We start from the raw sequence: 16,800 nt of genomic DNA on the forward strand, positions 1-16,800 counted from the left end.
CGGCCGGTAGAGACCGAAAGGGACACCTACGACCATGGCACCGCCGAACAACGACGACAGCCTGTGGCTGCGCCGCTTCCACCCCCAGCCCGACGCCACGGTGCGGCTGATCTGCTTCCCGCACGCCGGAGGATCCGCGAGCTTCTTCTTCCCGATGTCGGAGGAGATGTCCTCGGGGATCGAGGTGATGGCCGTCCAGTACCCGGGACGGCAGGACCGACGCTCCGAGCAACCCGTCGAGAGCGTCCAGGGGCTGGCCCGGGAGATCTTCACCGTGCTCACCCGATGGACGGATCTGCCCATCGCGCTCTTCGGCCACAGCATGGGCGCCAGCGTGGCCTTCGAGGTGGCGCGGCTGCTGGAGCAGGAGTCCGGCATCGTGCCGGCCGCCCTGTTCGCCTCCGGCCGGAACGCGCCGTCCCAGCACCGCAGCCACGAGATCCACCTGCTCGACGACAACGGCATCGTGGCGGAGCTGCAGCGGCTCAGCGGCACCGACTCCCGCATCCTGGGCGACCTGGAGCTGCTGCGCTTCGCGCTGCCCGCGATCCGCAGCGACTACAAGGCCGCGGAGACCTACCGCTATGTGCCCGGCCCCCCGCTGCACTGTCCCATCGTGGGACTCGGCGGCGACGGCGACCTCCGCGTCGCCGTCGAGGAGGTGGCGGCCTGGGGCGACCACACCTCCGGGACTTTCGAGCTGCAGGTCTTCCCCGGGGGCCACTTCTACCTCAGCGACCAGAAGGCCGCTGTCGTCAACACGGTGTGGGATTTCCTCAGGGCCCGTAACACGATCACGGTGCTGCCTTCGCGAGTCGCCGGCGGATGAATGCGCAGGCGAGAGACACGACGGTCCGCTCCACGCCGCAGTGAAGCCCCCGTCAGTTGAATTCCGGCTGAACTCAACTCCCGCCGCGTAAGGGGTCGGTAGGGGTTGTCGCCAGTCTTCGATTCAGCTTTGCTGAACCCGCGTAACGGGACCCTAGGAAAGAAGAAACACTCATGCGCGTGCTATTCGCCACCGTCTCCGAGAAATCCCACCTGTACACCATGGTCCCGTTGGCGTGGGCGTGCGCCGCAGCCGGCCACGAGGTGAGGGTCGCCAGCAACCCCGCCCTCACCGAGGCCATCGCCCGCACCGGCCTCACCGCGGTGTCCGTCGGTACGGACCACAACCTGCACGAGATGTTCGCCATGCACCACGACCAGCTGGAGAACGAGATCTCCGACTGGTCGCAGCCGTACGCGGACCAGCAGACCTGGGAGAAGGTACTCACCAAGTACCGGATGAGCGTCCAGTTCGCCTACCGGATCTACAACGACTGCATGGTCGACGACATGGTGGCGCTCGCCCGGGACTGGCAGCCGGACCTGGTCATCTGGGACCCGCTCACCTACGCGGCACCGGTGGCGGCCCGCGTGGTCGGCGCCGCCCACGCGCGCATGCTGTGGGCGGTCGACATCTACTCCAAGATGCGCTCGGTCTTCCTCGAACTGATGGAGCAGCAGCCGGCGGAGAAGCGCGAGGACCCCCTGGCCGCCTGGCTGACCGAACTGCTGGCCCGCTACGGCTGCGACTTCGCCGAAGAGGTCACCACCGGCCAGTGGACCATCGACCAGATCCCGGACAGCCTCCAGCTGCCGCTGGACGTGAAGCGCGTCCCGGTGCGCTGGGTGCCGTTCAACGGTCCTTCGGTGGAGCCCGCCTGGGTCCGCGAGAAGCCCCAGCGGCCCCGGGTCTGCCTGACCTCCGGCATCTCCTTCGGGGCGCTGGGCGGTTCCTTCGTGCCCGTCCAGGAGATCCTGGACGCGGTCGCCGACCTCGACATCGAGCTCATCGCGGCGCTGCCCGCGGAGGTGTCCGCCGGGCTGGAGCGGGTGCCGGACAACGCCCGCCTGGTGGACTTCGTACCGCTGCATACGCTGCTCCCCAGCTGCTCCGTGATCCTCCACCACGGCGGCTTCGGCTCCTGGGCGACCGCACTCGTCAACGGCGTGCCGCAGTTCATGGCCCCGATCCGGTTCGCGGACTGGTGGTCGAAGGCGACCGCCCTGGAGGCCTCGGGCGCGGGCATCTACACGCACGCCGGCGAACTCACCGCCCAGGGCGTGCGCGAGGGGATCGAGCGGCTGCTCGGCGAGAAGTCCTTCCAGGAGTCCGCCGACCGGCTGCGGGCGGAGATCCTGGCGACGCCGAGCCCCGCCGAACTCGTGCCGGTACTCGAGAAGCTGACCGCCGAGCACCGCTCATGACCGTACGGAAGCTGGCCGTCGACGGAGCCTACGCGTTCACGCCGGCGGTCCACCCCGACGAGCGGGGGACGTTCTGCGCGAGCTACACCGAGTCCTCCTTCGTGGCGGCGGTCGGGCACCCGCTGCGGCTGGGGCAGTACCACAACAGCGTGTCCCGGCGCGGCACGGTCCGCGGGATCCACTTCGCCGATGTACCGCCCGGGCAGGGCAAGTTCGTCACCTGCACCCGCGGCTCGCTGCTCGACGTGGTGGTGGACATCCGGGTGGGCTCACCGACCTTCGGGCAGTGGGACTCCCTCGTGCTGGACTCCGGGAAGCGCGAAGGGGTCTACCTCGCCGAGGGGCTCGGGCACGCGTTCATGGCCCTTGAGGACGACACCGTGGCCGCGTACCTCTGCTCGACCGAGTACAACCCGGCCGCGGAGCACGAGATCGATCCCTTCGACCCCGCGCTCGGCCTCCCCTGGCCGGACGGCATCGCGCCCCTGGTGTCGGACCGGGACCGCGACGCGCCCACCCTGCGGGAGGCCCTGCAGGCCGGCGCACTGCCGGACTACGGCGTGTGTTCGGCGCGCTACGCTGAACTACGCCGCAACTGACACGGCGCCACCATGGCAGCTCCACCGGCCGGTTGATTTCCCGCGGCCGTCCGGTGGAGCGGCGCCGTTCACCGGACGGAAGGCCTCCGATGGTCGCATCGGGTGGTCGGGCACGGGTATGCCCGCCTCCGGCGGCACAGACGAAGGAATACCGGTGGAGAAAGAAAGAGTAGGCATGCCGGCGATCGAGGTCCAGAAACTCCGGAAAACCTACGGCGACCACGTCGCCGTGGACGACGTCTCATTCGTCGTCGAAGAGGGCGAGATATTCGGCATTCTCGGCCCCAACGGCGCGGGCAAGACGACGACCGTGGAATGCGTCGAGGGCCTGCGCAGGTACGACGGGGGCAAGGTCTCCGTCATGGGGCTCGACCCGCACCAGGACAAGGAGCAGCTGCGGCAGCACATCGGCATTCAGCTCCAGGAGAGCGAACTGCCGCCCCGGCTCAAGGTCTGGGAAGCGCTGCAGATGTACAGCACCTTCTACCGCGACCCGGCCGACTGGCGGAGCCTGATCACCGACTGGGGGCTGGAGCAGAAACGCGACAGCCGGTTCGGGCAGCTGTCCGGGGGCCAGAAGCAGCGGCTGTCCATCGCCCTCGCGCTGGTCGGCAACCCACGGATCGCGGTGTTCGACGAGCTGACGACCGCACTCGACCCCCGGGCCCGGCGGGACACCTGGGAGCTGATCGAGCGGGTCCGCGCCCAGGGCGTCACCGTCCTGCTGGTCACCCACTTCATGGAGGAGGCCGAGCGGCTCTGCGACCGCATCGCGGTCATCAGGGAAGGACGGCTGGTGGCCCTCGACACCCCGGCCGGCCTGATCTCCGCCGCGGACACCCAACAGCGCCTGCGCTTCACCCCCTCCGCCCCGCTGGACGACACCCTGCTGACCGCGCTGCCCGAGGTCACGTCGGTGACCCGGACCAACTCCCGGGTGACGGTGACCGGCACGGAGAACCTGGTGTACGCGGTGGTCTCGGCCCTCGCCCGGCACGGGATCGTCCCCGGCGAACTGCGTCTGGAACAACCGACGCTGGAGGACGCCTTCGTGAAGCTCACCGGTTCGGCGCCGGGCCACTGACGCCGTGCCACGACCGACCGACGCCGGGCCGCACCGGCCCCAAGACGACCTGCTGCCGGCCCCTGCGGCAGCCACCCCGACCGAAGGGCGGCCGCCGGCCGCCAGGAGGACACGCATGACCGGGCGCTCCCAGCTCACCCTCGTCGAGACGAAGCTCTTCCTCCGCGATCCGACCGCGGTGTTCTTCGTCATCGCACTGCCGCTCGTGCTGCTGCAGATCTTCCACATCATCACCGGCAACTCGGACGACACCCCTGCCAAGAAGGCGGCGATGGCGGCGTTCGTCCCGGCCATGGCGATCTCGATGTGCCTCACCATGCTGTCGCTGAACCTGCTGCCCACCACCCTGGCGACCTACCGGGAGAAGGGCATTCTGCGCCGGATGGCGGCCAGCCCCGTCCACCCCGTCAACCTGCTGCTCGCCCAGCTCGTCATCAACCTGGCGACCGCCGTCCTGGGGGCGCTGCTGGTCCTCGGTGTCGGACGGCTCGCGCTCGACACGGCGCTGCCGGAACAGGTGCCCGCCTTCCTGCTGACGTTCTTCCTCGGCGCCTGGGCACTGTTCTCGGTCGGCCTGGTCGTCGCCGCGGTGGCGCCGGGAAGCCGCGCGGCGACCTCGATCGGCCTGTCGTTGCTGTTCCCCAGCCTGTTCTTCGGAGGGGTGTTCCTCCCGAAGGAGCAACTGCCCGACACCGTCTCCACCATCGGGGACTACACCCCCCTCGGCGCCACCCTGCAAGCCCTGCGGGACTCCTGGGAAGGCCACTGGCCGCAGACCCTGCACCTGGTCGTCCTCGTGGTCGTCGGCACCCTGTGCAGCGTGCTGGCGGCCAGGCTGTTCCGCTGGCAGTGACCCGCCGGCAGTGAGATGGGACAGGACCCGGGCCGGCCTCCGCAGCGCACGCGAGGCGGAGGCCGGCCCGGGTCTCCCCCGCACGCACAGTCGATCGCTGATCAATGGACGGCCGCAGCCTCAGAGAACCAGTAACGGTAAAGGAATCACTGATGGAGTACACCTACCTCGGTCGCACGGCCCTCCAGGTGAGCCGGCTCTGCCTGGGCACGCTGAACCTGGGGGTCCGGGCGACCAGGGACGAGAGTTTCGAGATCATGGACCGCGGCCTGGCCCGCGGGATCAACTTCTTCGACACCGCCAACCAGTACGGCTGGCAGGTCCACAAGGGCTTCACGGAGGAACTGCTCGGCGAGTGGTTCGCCCAGGGCGGTGGCCGCCGCGACCAGGTCGTGCTCGGCACCAAGGTGTTCAACCCGATGAGCGACCGCCCCAACGACGGCGGCCTGTCCGCCCGCCACATCATCGCCTCCTGCGAAGCCTCGTTGCGCCGGCTGCGGACCGACTGGATCGACCTCTTCCAGATGCACCACATCGACCGCCACGCCCCCTGGGAGGAGGTCTGGCAGGCGATGGAGATGCTCACCCAGCAGGGCAAGGTCCGGTACGTGGGCTCGTCCAACTTCGCCGGCTGGCACATCGCCGAGGCGCAGGAGGCCGCGGCGCGCCGCAACTTCCTCGGCATCGTGTCCGAGCAGTCCGTCTACAACATGGTCACCCGCTACGTGGAGCTGGAACTCATCCCGGCCGCCCAGCGGTACGGGGTGGCCGTCCTCGCCTGGTCGCCCCTGCACGGGGGGCTGCTGAGCGGCGCGCTGCGCAAGCTGGAGGAGGGCACCGCCGTCAAGACCGCGCAGGGGCGGGCGATGGAGGCGCTGGAGAAGCACCGCGACGCCGTCGCCGCGTACGAGAAGCTGTGCGCCGGCATCGACGCCGACCCGGCCGAGGTGGGCCTGGCCTGGGTCATGTCCCGGCCCGGGATCACGGCCCCGGTCATCGGCCCGCGCAGCACCGGTCAGCTCGAGAGCGCCCTGAACGCCCTGGACCTGAAGCTGACGGACGAGCTGCTGGCCGAGATCGACACCCTGTTCCCGCCCGTCGGCAACGGCGGGCCCGGCCCCGAAGCGTGGGCGTGGTGAATGCCCTCGCGACCCGCGTCGCGCGCTCCGCGCACGCGGCCGACAGCTCCACGGTCACGCTGTCCGGCTTCCACGACTGGCTCGACGAGCGCCGCCGGGCCGATGCGTCGAGGATCGAGCGCATCCCGTTCGCGGCCATGCGCGGATGGGGCTTCGAGCCGGGTTCGGGCAACCTCGTCCACGACAGCGGTCGGTTCTTCAGCGTCGAAGGCCTGGACGTCAGCATGCCGGGCCGCGCGGTCGAGACGTGGACCCAGCCGATCCTCAACCAGCCGGAGATCGGCATCCTCGGCGTCATAGCCAAGGAGTTCGACGGTGTGCTGCACTTCCTCATGCAGGCCAAGATGGAGCCCGGCAACTGCAACGGGCTGCAGCTCTCGCCGACCGTGCAGGCCACCCGCAGCAACTACACCCGGATCCACCGGGGCGCGGCCGTCCCCTACGTCGAGTACTTCCAGCGGCCCGGGCGGTACCGGATCCTCGCCGACGTGCGCCAGTCCGAGCAGGGCTGCTGGTTCTACCGCAAGCGCAACCGCAACATCATCATCGAAGTGGACGAGGACATCGAGGTCCTGGACGGGTTCCACTGGCTGACCCTGAGCCAACTGCATCAACTGCTCGTCGTCGAGGACCTGGTCAACATGGACTCGCGCAGTGTCCTCGCCTGTCTGCCCTTCCCGTTCCACGGATGCGGTGTGGGCGACGCCGGCCCGCACGCCGTACCCGTCGGCACCGACCTGCTCAGCTGGATCACCGAGGCCCGCACCCGGTACGACCCGTGCGCCGCGCGCATCCCGCTGAACAGGGTGCTCCACTGGCAGCGTTCGGCGGACCGCATCTCCCACGAGACCGGCGGATTCTTCAGCATCATCGCGGTGGACGTCCAGGCCGGCGGCCGCGAGGTCCGCAGCTGGTCCCAGCCCATGATCGAGCCGCACGGCACCGGCCTGTCGGCCTTCCTGACCCGACGCGTCGACGGCACCCTGCAGGCGCTCGTGCACGCACGCGTGGAACCGGGATACACCGACGTCCTGGAGCTCGCCCCCACCGTGCAGTGCACGCCCGAGAACTACACCCATCTGCCGGCCGCCGCCCGGCCGCCGCTCCTCGACCAGGTGGCCGGGGCGCCGCCCGAGCGGGTGCTCTTCGACTCGGTCCTCTCGGAGGAGGGCGGGCGTTTCTACCACGCCCGCAACCGCTATCTCGTCGTCGACGCCGACCCCGGCCTCCGCGACGCCGATCCCGGCCCCGACTACCGCTGGATCCCGGTCCCGGAACTCGTCGGGCTGATCCGGCACAGCCACTACCTCAACATCGAGGCCCGTACGCTGATCGCCTGCCTGCAGAGCGTGGACGCTCCGACGGCGCTGCGGTAGCGGGCGGACCGCTCCCGCTGCCGCCCGCCGCCCCACCCGGGCCTTCTCCGGTGCTGTGCCGAGGGCTCGCGGGACGCGAGCCCGTGCATGGGTGGGGTGGCGGGCCGCGGCGCGGTGTCAGTCGGTGCCGAACAGGGTGCGGGCGAAGTACTGGGTGTCGAAGAACTCGCGCATGACGGTGATCCGCCCGTCCGCCACCGTGAAGAGCGCGCTGATGTGGATGAGGTACGGTGCCCCGGTCCTGGTCGTCGAGTGCGAGACGCACTCGACCGCGACCTGGTCCCCCTCCGCGATCACGTGTTTGACGTCGACCGAGTAGTCGGCGTCGGGAGCGAAGCGCTCGCCCATGGGCACCATGAACCTCTCGATGACTTCGGCCGGACCGTGCCAGGCCCCCGCCACCGGGTGGGTGCCGGGGATGTGGAAGACCGTCTCCGGGGAGAGCGTCTCCAGCAGCACGGTCAGGTCCTTCTCGCGCAGTGCCTGGAGGTACCGCAGGACCACGCTCTTCGCGTCGGGGGCGGCCGGCCGGCTCGTCACTGTGTTCCGATCGTGAACAGCTTCGGGGTGAGGGCGCGCTCGAAGGGGGCCATGAGGACCGACACGGGGGCGAAGCGGAGGTAGGCGTCGCGCAGCGCCCGCTGCACGGGCTTGTCCAGTTGCTCCACCGCGCCGAGCCGGCGGGAGACCTCGACCATTTCCCGGGTCCGCTCCCGCCGCAGATCCTCGTAGGCGCGCAGCGCGGCCACCGGGTCGGAGAGCGCGCTCAGGCACTGGGCCAGCACCACGGCGTCCTCCATCGCACTGCTGCCGCCCTGGCCGAGGCTGGTCAGCATCGGGTGCGCCGCGTCCCCCAGCAGGGTCACCGGTCCCTCGCCCCACTGCTCCAGGAACGGACGGTCCTGGGCCGGTACGCCGACGATGGTCTCGGCGGGGGTGACCCGGATCGCCTCGCGCACCTCGTCGGCCCAGCCGGCGAAGGCCCGGACGATCTGTTCCTTGTCCCCGTTCCAGCTGCGGGCGGATTCCGCGGACATGTTGGCCGTTCCCCACCAGTAGACCCGGCCGTGGCCCACGTCGTGGAGGCCGAAGCGGCGGCCGAGACCCCAGTAGTGGGCGTTGAGACCCTGGGTGAACTTCGGGTGCTCGAACGGGGTCACCGCCAGCCAGCAGATGAAGCCGCCGTCGGTGGGCGCTCCGGCACCCGTGCGCTGGCGGCGGATCGCCGAGTTGATGCCGTCGGCCCCGATGAGGATGTCCCCGGTGTCCTCCCGCCCGTCCTCGAAGCGGACCCGGACGCCGTCCTCGGTCACCTCGTACTCCGTGGCGGTCGCGCCCACCTCGATCGGGCAGTCGCCGAGCGCGTCGAGCAGCGCCGCCTGCAGGTCGCCCCGGTACATGGCGACGCTCGGGGCGCCGATCCGGTCGCAGGCGTCCTTGAACGGCAGGGACCGCAGCAGCCGGCCCCGGCTGTCCAGGAGATCGCTGCGCAGCAGGATCCCGCCTCGTTTCTCCAGGCCGAGGTCGATGTCCAGGGCACGCAGCGCGGCCAGCGCGTTGGTCATCACGGAGATGCCGAACCCGGCCGGTCGTATCTCGTGTGCGCGTTCGTACACCACGGCCTCGATGCCGACGCGGCGCAGGGTGACGGCGGCCGTGAGGCCACCGATCCCCGCCCCGATGACAAGAGCCTTGCGGCGTCTCGTGTGCTGTGTCATGTCACTCTCCTTCGGATACGGAAGGGCTTGGCGGAACGGGGCTCGACGGAGCAGAGCCCGGCGGAGCAGAGGCCGGCGGAACGGGGTCGGAGGTGCCCGCCCGGGCCAGCGCGGCCACGATCCCGGCCACCTCGCACACATGCGGCTCCTCCATCAGCGTGAGGTGGTCGCCGGGCACCGCGACGACCTCCACCACCCCGCCGGTCATGGAGTGCCAGCCGTTGGCCGGGTCCTCGTACCGGGTGCCCGCCGTGCTGTGCATCGGCAGGAGCACCTGCGGCAGCGGCTCGGTCGCCCGGAGCACGGTGATGTCGACGGACGCGGCATCGGGCTGGTACGTGAGCGTGGACCGCCAGTGCGCCGCGTACATCTCGAACAGCCGGCGCACCAGGGCCCCGTTGCTGTCCGCGGGCAGCACCCCCAGGTCGGCGGCGAATCCGGCGATGAACGTGAACTTCTCTTCGAGAGTGGTGAGTTCTTCGGGGACGTCCACCTTCGGGGCGTCGCCGCCGCGCCCCAGCAGCAGCAGTTCCCAGAAGAACCACCCGAGGAGCGCGTCGTCGGAGTACGCCACGCGCCGGGATTCCGGGCCGAGCGCGACGGTGTCCAGCAGGATGACCTTGCCGACCTCCTCCCCCGCCGCCCGGAGCTGCCGGGCCATCTCGAAGGCGACGAAGCCGCCGAAGGACCAGCCGCCGAGGGTGTACGGGCCTTCCGGCTGGACCCGCCGCATGGCGGCGATGTAGCCCGCGGCGATGCCGGGTATCGAGTTCAGCGGTGTGGTGCCCACATCGCCGCCGGCGGCCTGGAACGCGTACAGCGGCTGGTCCTCGGGCAGGTGCCGGGCGAAGGGGATGTAACACAGCACGTTGCCGCCCATGGGGTGGACGAGGAACAGCGGCCGCCTGGTACCGGCCGGGCGGATCGGTACGAGCGGCTCGAAGCGCGGTGCGGTGGCACCGGACCGCAGCAGCTCCGCCAGGGCGGCCACGGTGGGTGCGGCGACGAACGCGGAGATGGGGACGGTGACCCCGTACCGCTGCTCGATCAGGACGACGAGCCGCATCGTGGTGATGGAGGTGGCGCCCAGCTCGAAGATGGAATCGTCGACCCCGATCCCCCCGACGCCGAGCAGTTCGCCGATCACGGCCGCGAGGGCGCGTTCCAGCGCGTCGCGGGGTGGCGTCGTGTCCCGCGGTACGGGCCGGGTGAGGGGCAGGGTGCGCAGCGCCTGGTCGTCGCGTTTGCCGCTCGGGGTCAGCGGCATGCGGGGCAGCCACTCGAAGTGCGTCGGGACCATGTACGGCGGCAGCGTCGTGTGCAGTTCCTCCCGCAGCCCGCGCAGGTCGGTCCGGTCGGCGGAGCCGACCAGGAAGGCGACGAGCGACATCTCCCCGGCCGCCTGCTCCCTGGCCACCACCGCGGCCTCCTGGACGCTGACGGCCGGGTGCCGGGCCGCGACGCGGCCGATGGCCAGTTCGGTCTCGGCGGGTTCGACGCGGTAGCCGCGCACCTTGACCTGGGCGTCGGAACGCCCCGCGCAGACGATGGCCCCACCGGGGAGGACGAAGCCCAGGTCACCGGTGCGGTACGCGATCCGGTGCGTGGTGCCGGTGCCGGTGTCGGTGTCGGTGTCCGGGGGGAGGGCGGCGAAGCGTTCGGCGGTCAGCTCCGGGTCGCCGAGGTAGCCGTCCGCGAGACAGACGCCGGAGATGTGGATTTCGCCCTGCACGCCGACCGGCACGGGGCGCCCCCGCCCGTCCAGTACCCGGACCTCGGCGCCGTCGATGGGGCTGCCGATCGGAGCGAGCGCGGGGAACCCGGCCGGATCGCCCGTCATGGTGTGGCTGGTCACCACGTGCGACTCGGTCGGACCGTACTGGTTCTCCAGGAGCGCTCCGGGCAGGGTGCCGAGGAACCGGCGGATCGCGTCGGTCACCCTCAGCTGCTCGCCGGAGGAGATCACCACGCGGAGCCGGCGCGGGGCGAGCCCGTGGGCGACCGATGCCTCGGCGAGTTGCTGGAGGGCGACGTACGGCAGGAAGATCCGTTCCACCCCGTCCGCGTCGAGCAGCCGCGACAGGGCGGCCATGTCCCGGCGCTCGGACTCGGAGACCACCCGCAGGGTGCCGCCGGAACAGAGGGTGGAGTAGATCTCCTGGAAGGAGACGTCGAAGCTGAGCGGCGCGTACTGCGCCGTGACGCCGCCGACGGCACCGCCGGCCTGCCGGGTCTGCCAGTCGATCAGGTTCGCCAGGGAGCGGTGCGGCATGGCGACGCCCTTGGGCCGGCCCGTGGAGCCGGAGGTGAACAGGATGTACGCGAGGCTGTCGGGATCGAGGGGGCCCGGCGGCAGAACGGCGGGCACGGGCTGGTCGGGCGCTTCCTGCTCGGGCGCGGGCCGGTCGGAGAAGAGCGACTCCGCCGGGAGGACCAGGCCGGGGTCGGCGACGAGGTGGGCACGGGAGTGCTCCGCGATCACCCGGAAGGGCCGGGCCTGCTCCAGCATGGTGGCGAGCCGGGCCCGCGGATAGCTCGTGTCCAGCGGGACGCTCGCGGCACCGGCCCTGGCGACACCGAGGATCACGGCGATCGCCTCCGGCGACCGGTCCATGGCGATCCCGATCCGGGCACCGGGCCGGACGCCGGTCGCGAGCAGCCGCCCGGCCACCCGCTCCGCGGCCCCGTCCAGCTCCCGGTAGGTCCACTGCCGGCGCTCCCCGCCGCTGCCGGCCATGACGGCGACGGCGTCCGGGGTCTCGGCGGCCTTCCGGCCGAAGAGCCCCACGACGTCGGCCGGCGCGGCGGTGCCGCGGCCCGCCCGGGAGGGCGCGGCGGGCAGGAAGTCGTGCCCGGGGGCCTCGTCCGGATGCGTGACGATGCGGTGGAGCACGTCCGCGTACGTGTCGGCGAAGAGCTCCGCCTGCGCCGGGGTGAACGTGCGGCCGTCGCCGTCGACCCGCAGCCCGAGGCGGCCGTCGACCGGGTCCGTGAAGGCGTTGACCAGCAGCTGGAAGTTGGTCTCCTCCCAGGCCAGGAAGGACTCCAGCCGGACCTCGGGCAGCCGCAGCACGTCGGAGAGCACGTGGAAGTGGACGTAGTTGAAGGCGGTGTGGAGCACGGTGGCGCCGCCGAGGTCCTCCTGCATCGCGCTCAGCGGATAGTGCTGATGGGCGTGGCCGGAGCGTTCCTGGTGGAACAGTGCCCGCACGGCTTCGAGCCGGCTGCCCGGGGCGGGACGGTCACGGCCCTCCAGCCGTACGGGGACGGTGTTCAGGAAGAGCCCGCTCATGCGGTCCGCGCCGTCCCGCTCCGGCCGGCCGTGGGTGATCAGCCCGACGGCGAGGTCCCCGTCGCGTGGGGAGAACACCTGCAGCGACTGGCAGTACGCGGCGAAGAGGACCGACTTCACGGGTACGGCATGCCGGCGGGAGAACGCGCGTACCCGCTCGGCCAGTTCGGCCGGGAGCACGGCGTGGTGCACGACCGCCCGGCCACCGCGGGGCGGCTCGGCCGAGGCGAAGCCGTCGAGCCGCAGGGCCTTGGTGCCGGCGAGCACGCCCGCCCAGTGGTCCCGCGCGTCCCGGTCCGCGAGCGCCGCGCGCTCGGCCCGTACGTGGTGGGCCGGGCTCGGGTGCGGACCGGGCGGGACGGGGCCGATGTCCGCCCCGGCGGAGTGCAGGTAGTCCCGCAGGAGCTCGCTCAGGAGGCCCGCGACACTGCCGCCGTCCAGCAGGGCGTGGTGGAAGCTGAGGACCAGGTCGACACCGCTCTCGCGGACGTGGGCCCGGAAGAGGTACAGCGGTGCCTTCTCGAACCGGTACCGGTGGAACCGGCGTTGCTCGACATGCTCCCGGACGGCCGCGTCGGCCTCGTCGGGCCGGAGCCCCCGCAGGTCGACGGTCTCCAGGCCACCGGTGATGCCCGGGTGCACGACCTGCATCGGTTCCGCGCAGCCGCCGAGGTCGAAGGAGGAGCGGAGCGCGGGGTGCCGTGCGACCAGACGGTCGAAGGCCTGCCGGAAGCGGTCCTCGTCCCACGCCATCGCCAGGCGGTACTGGAACACGTCGTGGTAGACGGCGGAGTCCTCGTACTGGCGGCTGTGGTAGACGAGGCCGAGCTGCAGCCGGGTGAGCGGGAAGGCGTCGACGGCGCCCTCCAGCCGCGCCCGGTCCACCCGCGACACGAGTTCGAACGGAGCCGGTTCGGTGTCGGCCCCGGTGTCGGCGACCGTGGTGGCGCGGGCGGCGAGTGCCGCCACCGTCGGATGCCAGACGAGGTCGTTGAGCGCGAAGTGGATGCCGCGCCGCTCGGCCAGCGCCCGGATGCGGATCATCAGGATCGAGTCGCCGCCGAGGGCGTAGTAGTCGTCGTGGACGGAGATGGGCCCCGTGCCGAGCACCTCGGCCCAGATCCCGGCGAGGACGGCCTCGGCCTCGGTACGGCGGGAGGGGTCGTCCTCCCGCCGGTCGGAGCCCGGCTCCGGGTCGGGGAGCCGGTTCCGGTCGGCCTTGCCGTTCGGGGTCAGCGGAATCCGGTCGAGCGGGACGAGCCGGGCCGGGAGCATGAACTGCGGCAGGATCCCGGCCAGTTGCTCACGGAGTCCCGCCGGGTCGGGGGCGGGATCGCCGGCGACGTAGTACCCGGCCAGGAAGGCCCCCCCGTCCGGGCGGGTGCGGTGCACGACGACGGCGTCACGCACGCCCGGAAGCCGCGAGAGGGCGTCCTGGACCTCGCCGAGTTCGACCCGGTTGCCACGGATCTTGACCTGGTCGTCCACGCGGCCGAGATATTCGAGGTTGCCGTCGGCGAGCCGGCGGGCGAGATCGCCCGTACGGTACAGCCGGCCGCCGGGCACGAGCGGCTCGGTGCGGAACTTCTCCCGGGTCAGTTCCGGGCGGCCGAGGTAGCCGCGGGCGAGCCCGACACCGCCGATCCACAGTTCGCCCGGGACACCGACCGGTTGCGGCGTCCCGTTGGGAGCCATGACATACAGGTCGGTGTTGTCGATGGGGCGCCCGATCGGGACCCTGGTGACGGGCCCGGCCGCTCCTCCGGGGCACTCGTACACCGAGACGTCGACGGTGGCCTCCGTCGGGCCGTACAGGTTGACGAGTACGGGCGGTTCGCCCGTCTCCCCGCCGGCGCCGAAGACCCGGTGGAACTGCTCGACCCGCGCCGGAGGCAGCGCCTCGCCGCTGCAGAAGACCCGGCGCAGCGTCCGGGCGCCGCCGCGGAGGCCGGGGTTCTCCTCCAGCAGGTCGAGGAAGGGGCCCAGCATGGACGGCACGAAGTGCAGCACGCTGACGTTGCGGTCCGCGACGCTCCGCAGGATCTGCCGGGGGTCCTTCTCGTCGCCCGGCGGCAGGAGGGCGACCCCCGCGCCCTCGATGCCCCACCAGAAGAGTTCCCACACCGATACGTCGAAGGAGGCGGGTGTCTTCTGCAGCAGAACGTCGTCGGTCCCGATCGGGTAGGCCCGCTGCATCCAGGCGAGCCGGTTCACCACGGAGTGGTGTTCGACCATCACGCCCTTCGGCTGCCCGGTCGAGCCGGAGGTGTAGATGACGTACGCGAGAGCGCGGCCGTCGCCGACCGGCTCCAGGGGGCCCTCCGGACCGTGCAGAAGGTCGTCGGTCCGGAGCACGGGGGCGTCCGTCGCCGGGAGGTCCGCGTCCGCGTCGACCAGCACGACCTTCGCCCCGCTGTCCGCCAGCACGAAGGCGACCCGCTGGGCGGGGTATCCGGGGTCGACGGGAACATAGGCGCCACCGGACTTGAGCACGCCCAGCACGGCGGCCAGTTGACGGGGGCTCCGCTCCATGAGGACGGCCACCCGGTCGTCCGGGCCGACACCGCGGGCTCTCAGCGCGCGGGCGACCTGGTTGGCGCGGGCATCGAGCCCGGCGTAGGTGAGCACGCCGCCGTCCGCCGCGAACACCGCGGGCTGGTCGGGCACCCGCGCGGCCCGCTCCTCGAACAGGCCGTGCAGGGCCTTCCCGGCGGCGTACGGCACCCGCGGACCACGGGCGAGGCGCAGCATCGTCTCCTGCTCGGAGTCGGTGAGCACCCCCAGTTCCCGGGCGGGGCGTTCCGGCTTTTCGAGCCCCTGGGTGAGGAGTTCGGTGAGATGCCCGGCCACCGAGGCGATGGGGAGGTCCGCGTCGAACACGTCCAGGGCATGGTTCAGGTCGATGGTCAGATCCGTCGTACCGGGGAAGACCGTGACGTTGACGGAGAGCGCCTCCCGGTCGTGCGGCGGCGCGAAGTGCCGGGCCGGCGCGATGTCGACGCCGTCCAGCCGGGTCAGCTGCTTCAGCGGCAGGTACGAGAACGTGACGTCGAAGAGCCTGCGTTCACGGGTCCCGGTGGCGGCGGTGAGCCCCCGTAGGGCCTCACCGGCCGGCAGCCGCTGGTGCTCCTGCAGCGCCGCGATCGATTCCTGCACGTCGGCGACGATGTCGGCGAGTGCCTTGTCTTCCGGTACGTCGATCCGCAGCGCGTGCGTGGTGGCGTACAGCGTGACCACCGCCAGTTCGTCCCTGGTCCGGCGGTTCAGCAGCGGCACCCCGACCACCGCGTGATCGGTCCGGTGGACCCGGGCCAGGTAGACGCCGAGTGCGGCCAGCAGCCAGGTGAAAGGCGAGCCGCCCTGCTTCTTCATGCGCTCGACGAGGTGGGCCTCGACGGTGAACGAGTGCTGGCCGAAGCCGGGACGGACCGGCGTTCCGGGCCCACCGCGCGCCGGAGCCGGGGCCTGGGTGGTCGCATCCGGTCGGCGGGGGAAGAAGGCCGGCTCCATGCCGGAGAGTGCGGCGAGGTGGAAGGAGTGGTCCTTCTCGTGGTCCGGGGAGGAGAAGTACGCGGCGCGTTCCCGGGCCACGGCCAGGACGGACGGTGCCGGTCCGGGGGTCGGGGGCCGCTCTCCCCTGCCGCGCCGGGCGTAGTCCTTCAGGATCTCGTTGCGGAGACGGTCGGCGGCCCAGCCGTCGACGAGGAGATGGTGGAACGTGATGTGGAGGTACTGGACGCTGTCGCTCTCGCGGAGCACCGCCGCTTCGAAGAGCGGGCGGTCGAACAACGGGAACGGAGTGGCTCTCGCGGTCTCGCGCCAGGCGCGGCACGCCGCGGCCGGATCGGGTTCCCGGGCGAAGTCGATCAATCGGACGACGGATTCCCCGGGCTCCGTGCCGGGGTGATCGGCCAGCCACTGTAAGGGGACGCCCTCGCGTTCGTCGAAACGCAGCCGGAAGGTGTCGTGGCGCTCCAGCGCGCGAACCATGCACAGCCGGAGAAGTTCGAGGTCCATGCGGCCGGTGAACCTCTGGTACATGGCCGTGACGAATTGCGGGCTGCCCGGCGACTGGGCCTCGGCGGCCCAGATGTCCAGTTGATAGGGCGTCAGTGGGCGGGGTTCGGTGGGCGCGTCGTTTTCCGGCGGTGGCACGGTCGATTCGGGCGGACTCTGCGAACTCATTACTGCATCCCCCTGCCTGTTGGTCAACGTCTTCACGGTCCGTTACACAGGTGAGCAAAGGTTTGTCGCGAGGCGGTCGACGATCCGGCGGCCGGACAAGGAAAAGCCGCCTGCGGCGAGCACCGGCGACGGTCGGCACGCTCGGCACGGGTGGAACACCGCACGGCGGCCGCAAAGGAGCGAATTCATCGCCGAAACAGCCGGTGTGACCCGGGATCGATTTTCGGGCGCTTTACCGCTGCCCGACCGCCTCGTGCGCCGGGCGGGAAACACCATTCATGATCCCGCGTGAAACCAGGGT

10 protein-coding genes are annotated in these 16,800 nt (G+C 71.3%); 7 read left to right on the plus strand and 3 right to left on the minus strand.

Features of this window, described 5'->3' with window-relative positions:
- Positions 1-34 precede the first annotated feature (34 nt).
- The 7 genes from ACIO5D_RS31865 to ACIO5D_RS31895 all read left to right on the plus strand — a co-directional run bounded on the left by ACIO5D_RS31865 (position 35) and on the right by ACIO5D_RS31895 (position 7,304).
- Positions 35-829, plus strand: coding sequence for an alpha/beta fold hydrolase (locus ACIO5D_RS31865; RefSeq protein WP_363609496.1), 795 nt, complete (start codon positions 35-37; stop codon positions 827-829).
- Between the two features lie 173 nt (positions 830-1,002).
- A complete protein-coding gene (locus tag ACIO5D_RS31870) occupies positions 1,003-2,253 on the plus strand; it encodes an activator-dependent family glycosyltransferase (RefSeq protein ID WP_400799398.1) in 1,251 nt (416 codons plus the stop codon).
- On the plus strand, positions 2,250-2,852 hold the full coding sequence (locus tag ACIO5D_RS31875) for a dTDP-4-dehydrorhamnose 3,5-epimerase family protein (protein WP_400762055.1): 603 nt from the start codon (positions 2,250-2,252) through the stop codon (positions 2,850-2,852). The genes ACIO5D_RS31870 and ACIO5D_RS31875 overlap by 4 nt, the downstream gene beginning before the upstream one ends.
- Before the next feature lie 175 nt (positions 2,853-3,027).
- Positions 3,028-3,936, plus strand: a complete 909-nt coding sequence (locus tag ACIO5D_RS31880; protein WP_363609489.1) for an ABC transporter ATP-binding protein — start codon at positions 3,028-3,030, stop codon at positions 3,934-3,936.
- 115 nt (positions 3,937-4,051) lie between these two features.
- The gene (locus tag ACIO5D_RS31885; RefSeq protein ID WP_363609487.1) at positions 4,052-4,789 is read left to right on the plus strand and encodes an ABC transporter permease; all 738 of its coding nucleotides are present in this window, start codon (positions 4,052-4,054) and stop codon (positions 4,787-4,789) included.
- A 152-nt stretch (positions 4,790-4,941) separates the two neighbouring features.
- A complete protein-coding gene (locus ACIO5D_RS31890; protein WP_363609485.1) occupies positions 4,942-5,928 on the plus strand; it encodes an aldo/keto reductase in 987 nt (328 codons plus the stop codon).
- Positions 5,922-7,304: an NDP-hexose 2,3-dehydratase family protein gene (locus ACIO5D_RS31895; protein WP_400799401.1), complete on the plus strand. Its 1,383-nt coding sequence runs from the start codon at positions 5,922-5,924 to the stop codon at positions 7,302-7,304. Before ACIO5D_RS31890 ends, ACIO5D_RS31895 begins: the two co-directional genes overlap by 7 nt.
- Before the next feature lie 117 nt (positions 7,305-7,421).
- On the opposite strand, the gene ACIO5D_RS31900 is transcribed toward ACIO5D_RS31895, so the two are convergent.
- Genes ACIO5D_RS31900 through ACIO5D_RS31910 form a run of 3 tightly spaced genes read right to left on the minus strand, consistent with a single transcriptional unit; the run spans position 7,422 to position 16,499 of the window.
- A complete protein-coding gene (locus ACIO5D_RS31900) occupies positions 7,422-7,844 on the minus strand; it encodes a nuclear transport factor 2 family protein (RefSeq protein ID WP_363609481.1) in 423 nt (140 codons plus the stop codon).
- Positions 7,841-9,022, minus strand: a complete 1,182-nt coding sequence (locus tag ACIO5D_RS31905; RefSeq protein ID WP_363609479.1) for an FAD-dependent monooxygenase — start codon at positions 9,020-9,022, stop codon at positions 7,841-7,843. Before ACIO5D_RS31905 ends, ACIO5D_RS31900 begins: the two co-directional genes overlap by 4 nt.
- 1 nt (position 9,023) lies before the next feature.
- Entirely contained in the window at positions 9,024-16,499 is a 7,476-nt protein-coding gene (locus tag ACIO5D_RS31910) for an amino acid adenylation domain-containing protein (protein ID WP_400799403.1), read from the minus strand.
- Positions 16,500-16,800: the final 301 nt, after the last annotated feature.

Source organism: Kitasatospora sp. NPDC087315, from assembly GCF_044744345.1.
In the GTDB taxonomy this organism is placed as follows: domain Bacteria; phylum Actinomycetota; class Actinomycetes; order Streptomycetales; family Streptomycetaceae; genus Kitasatospora.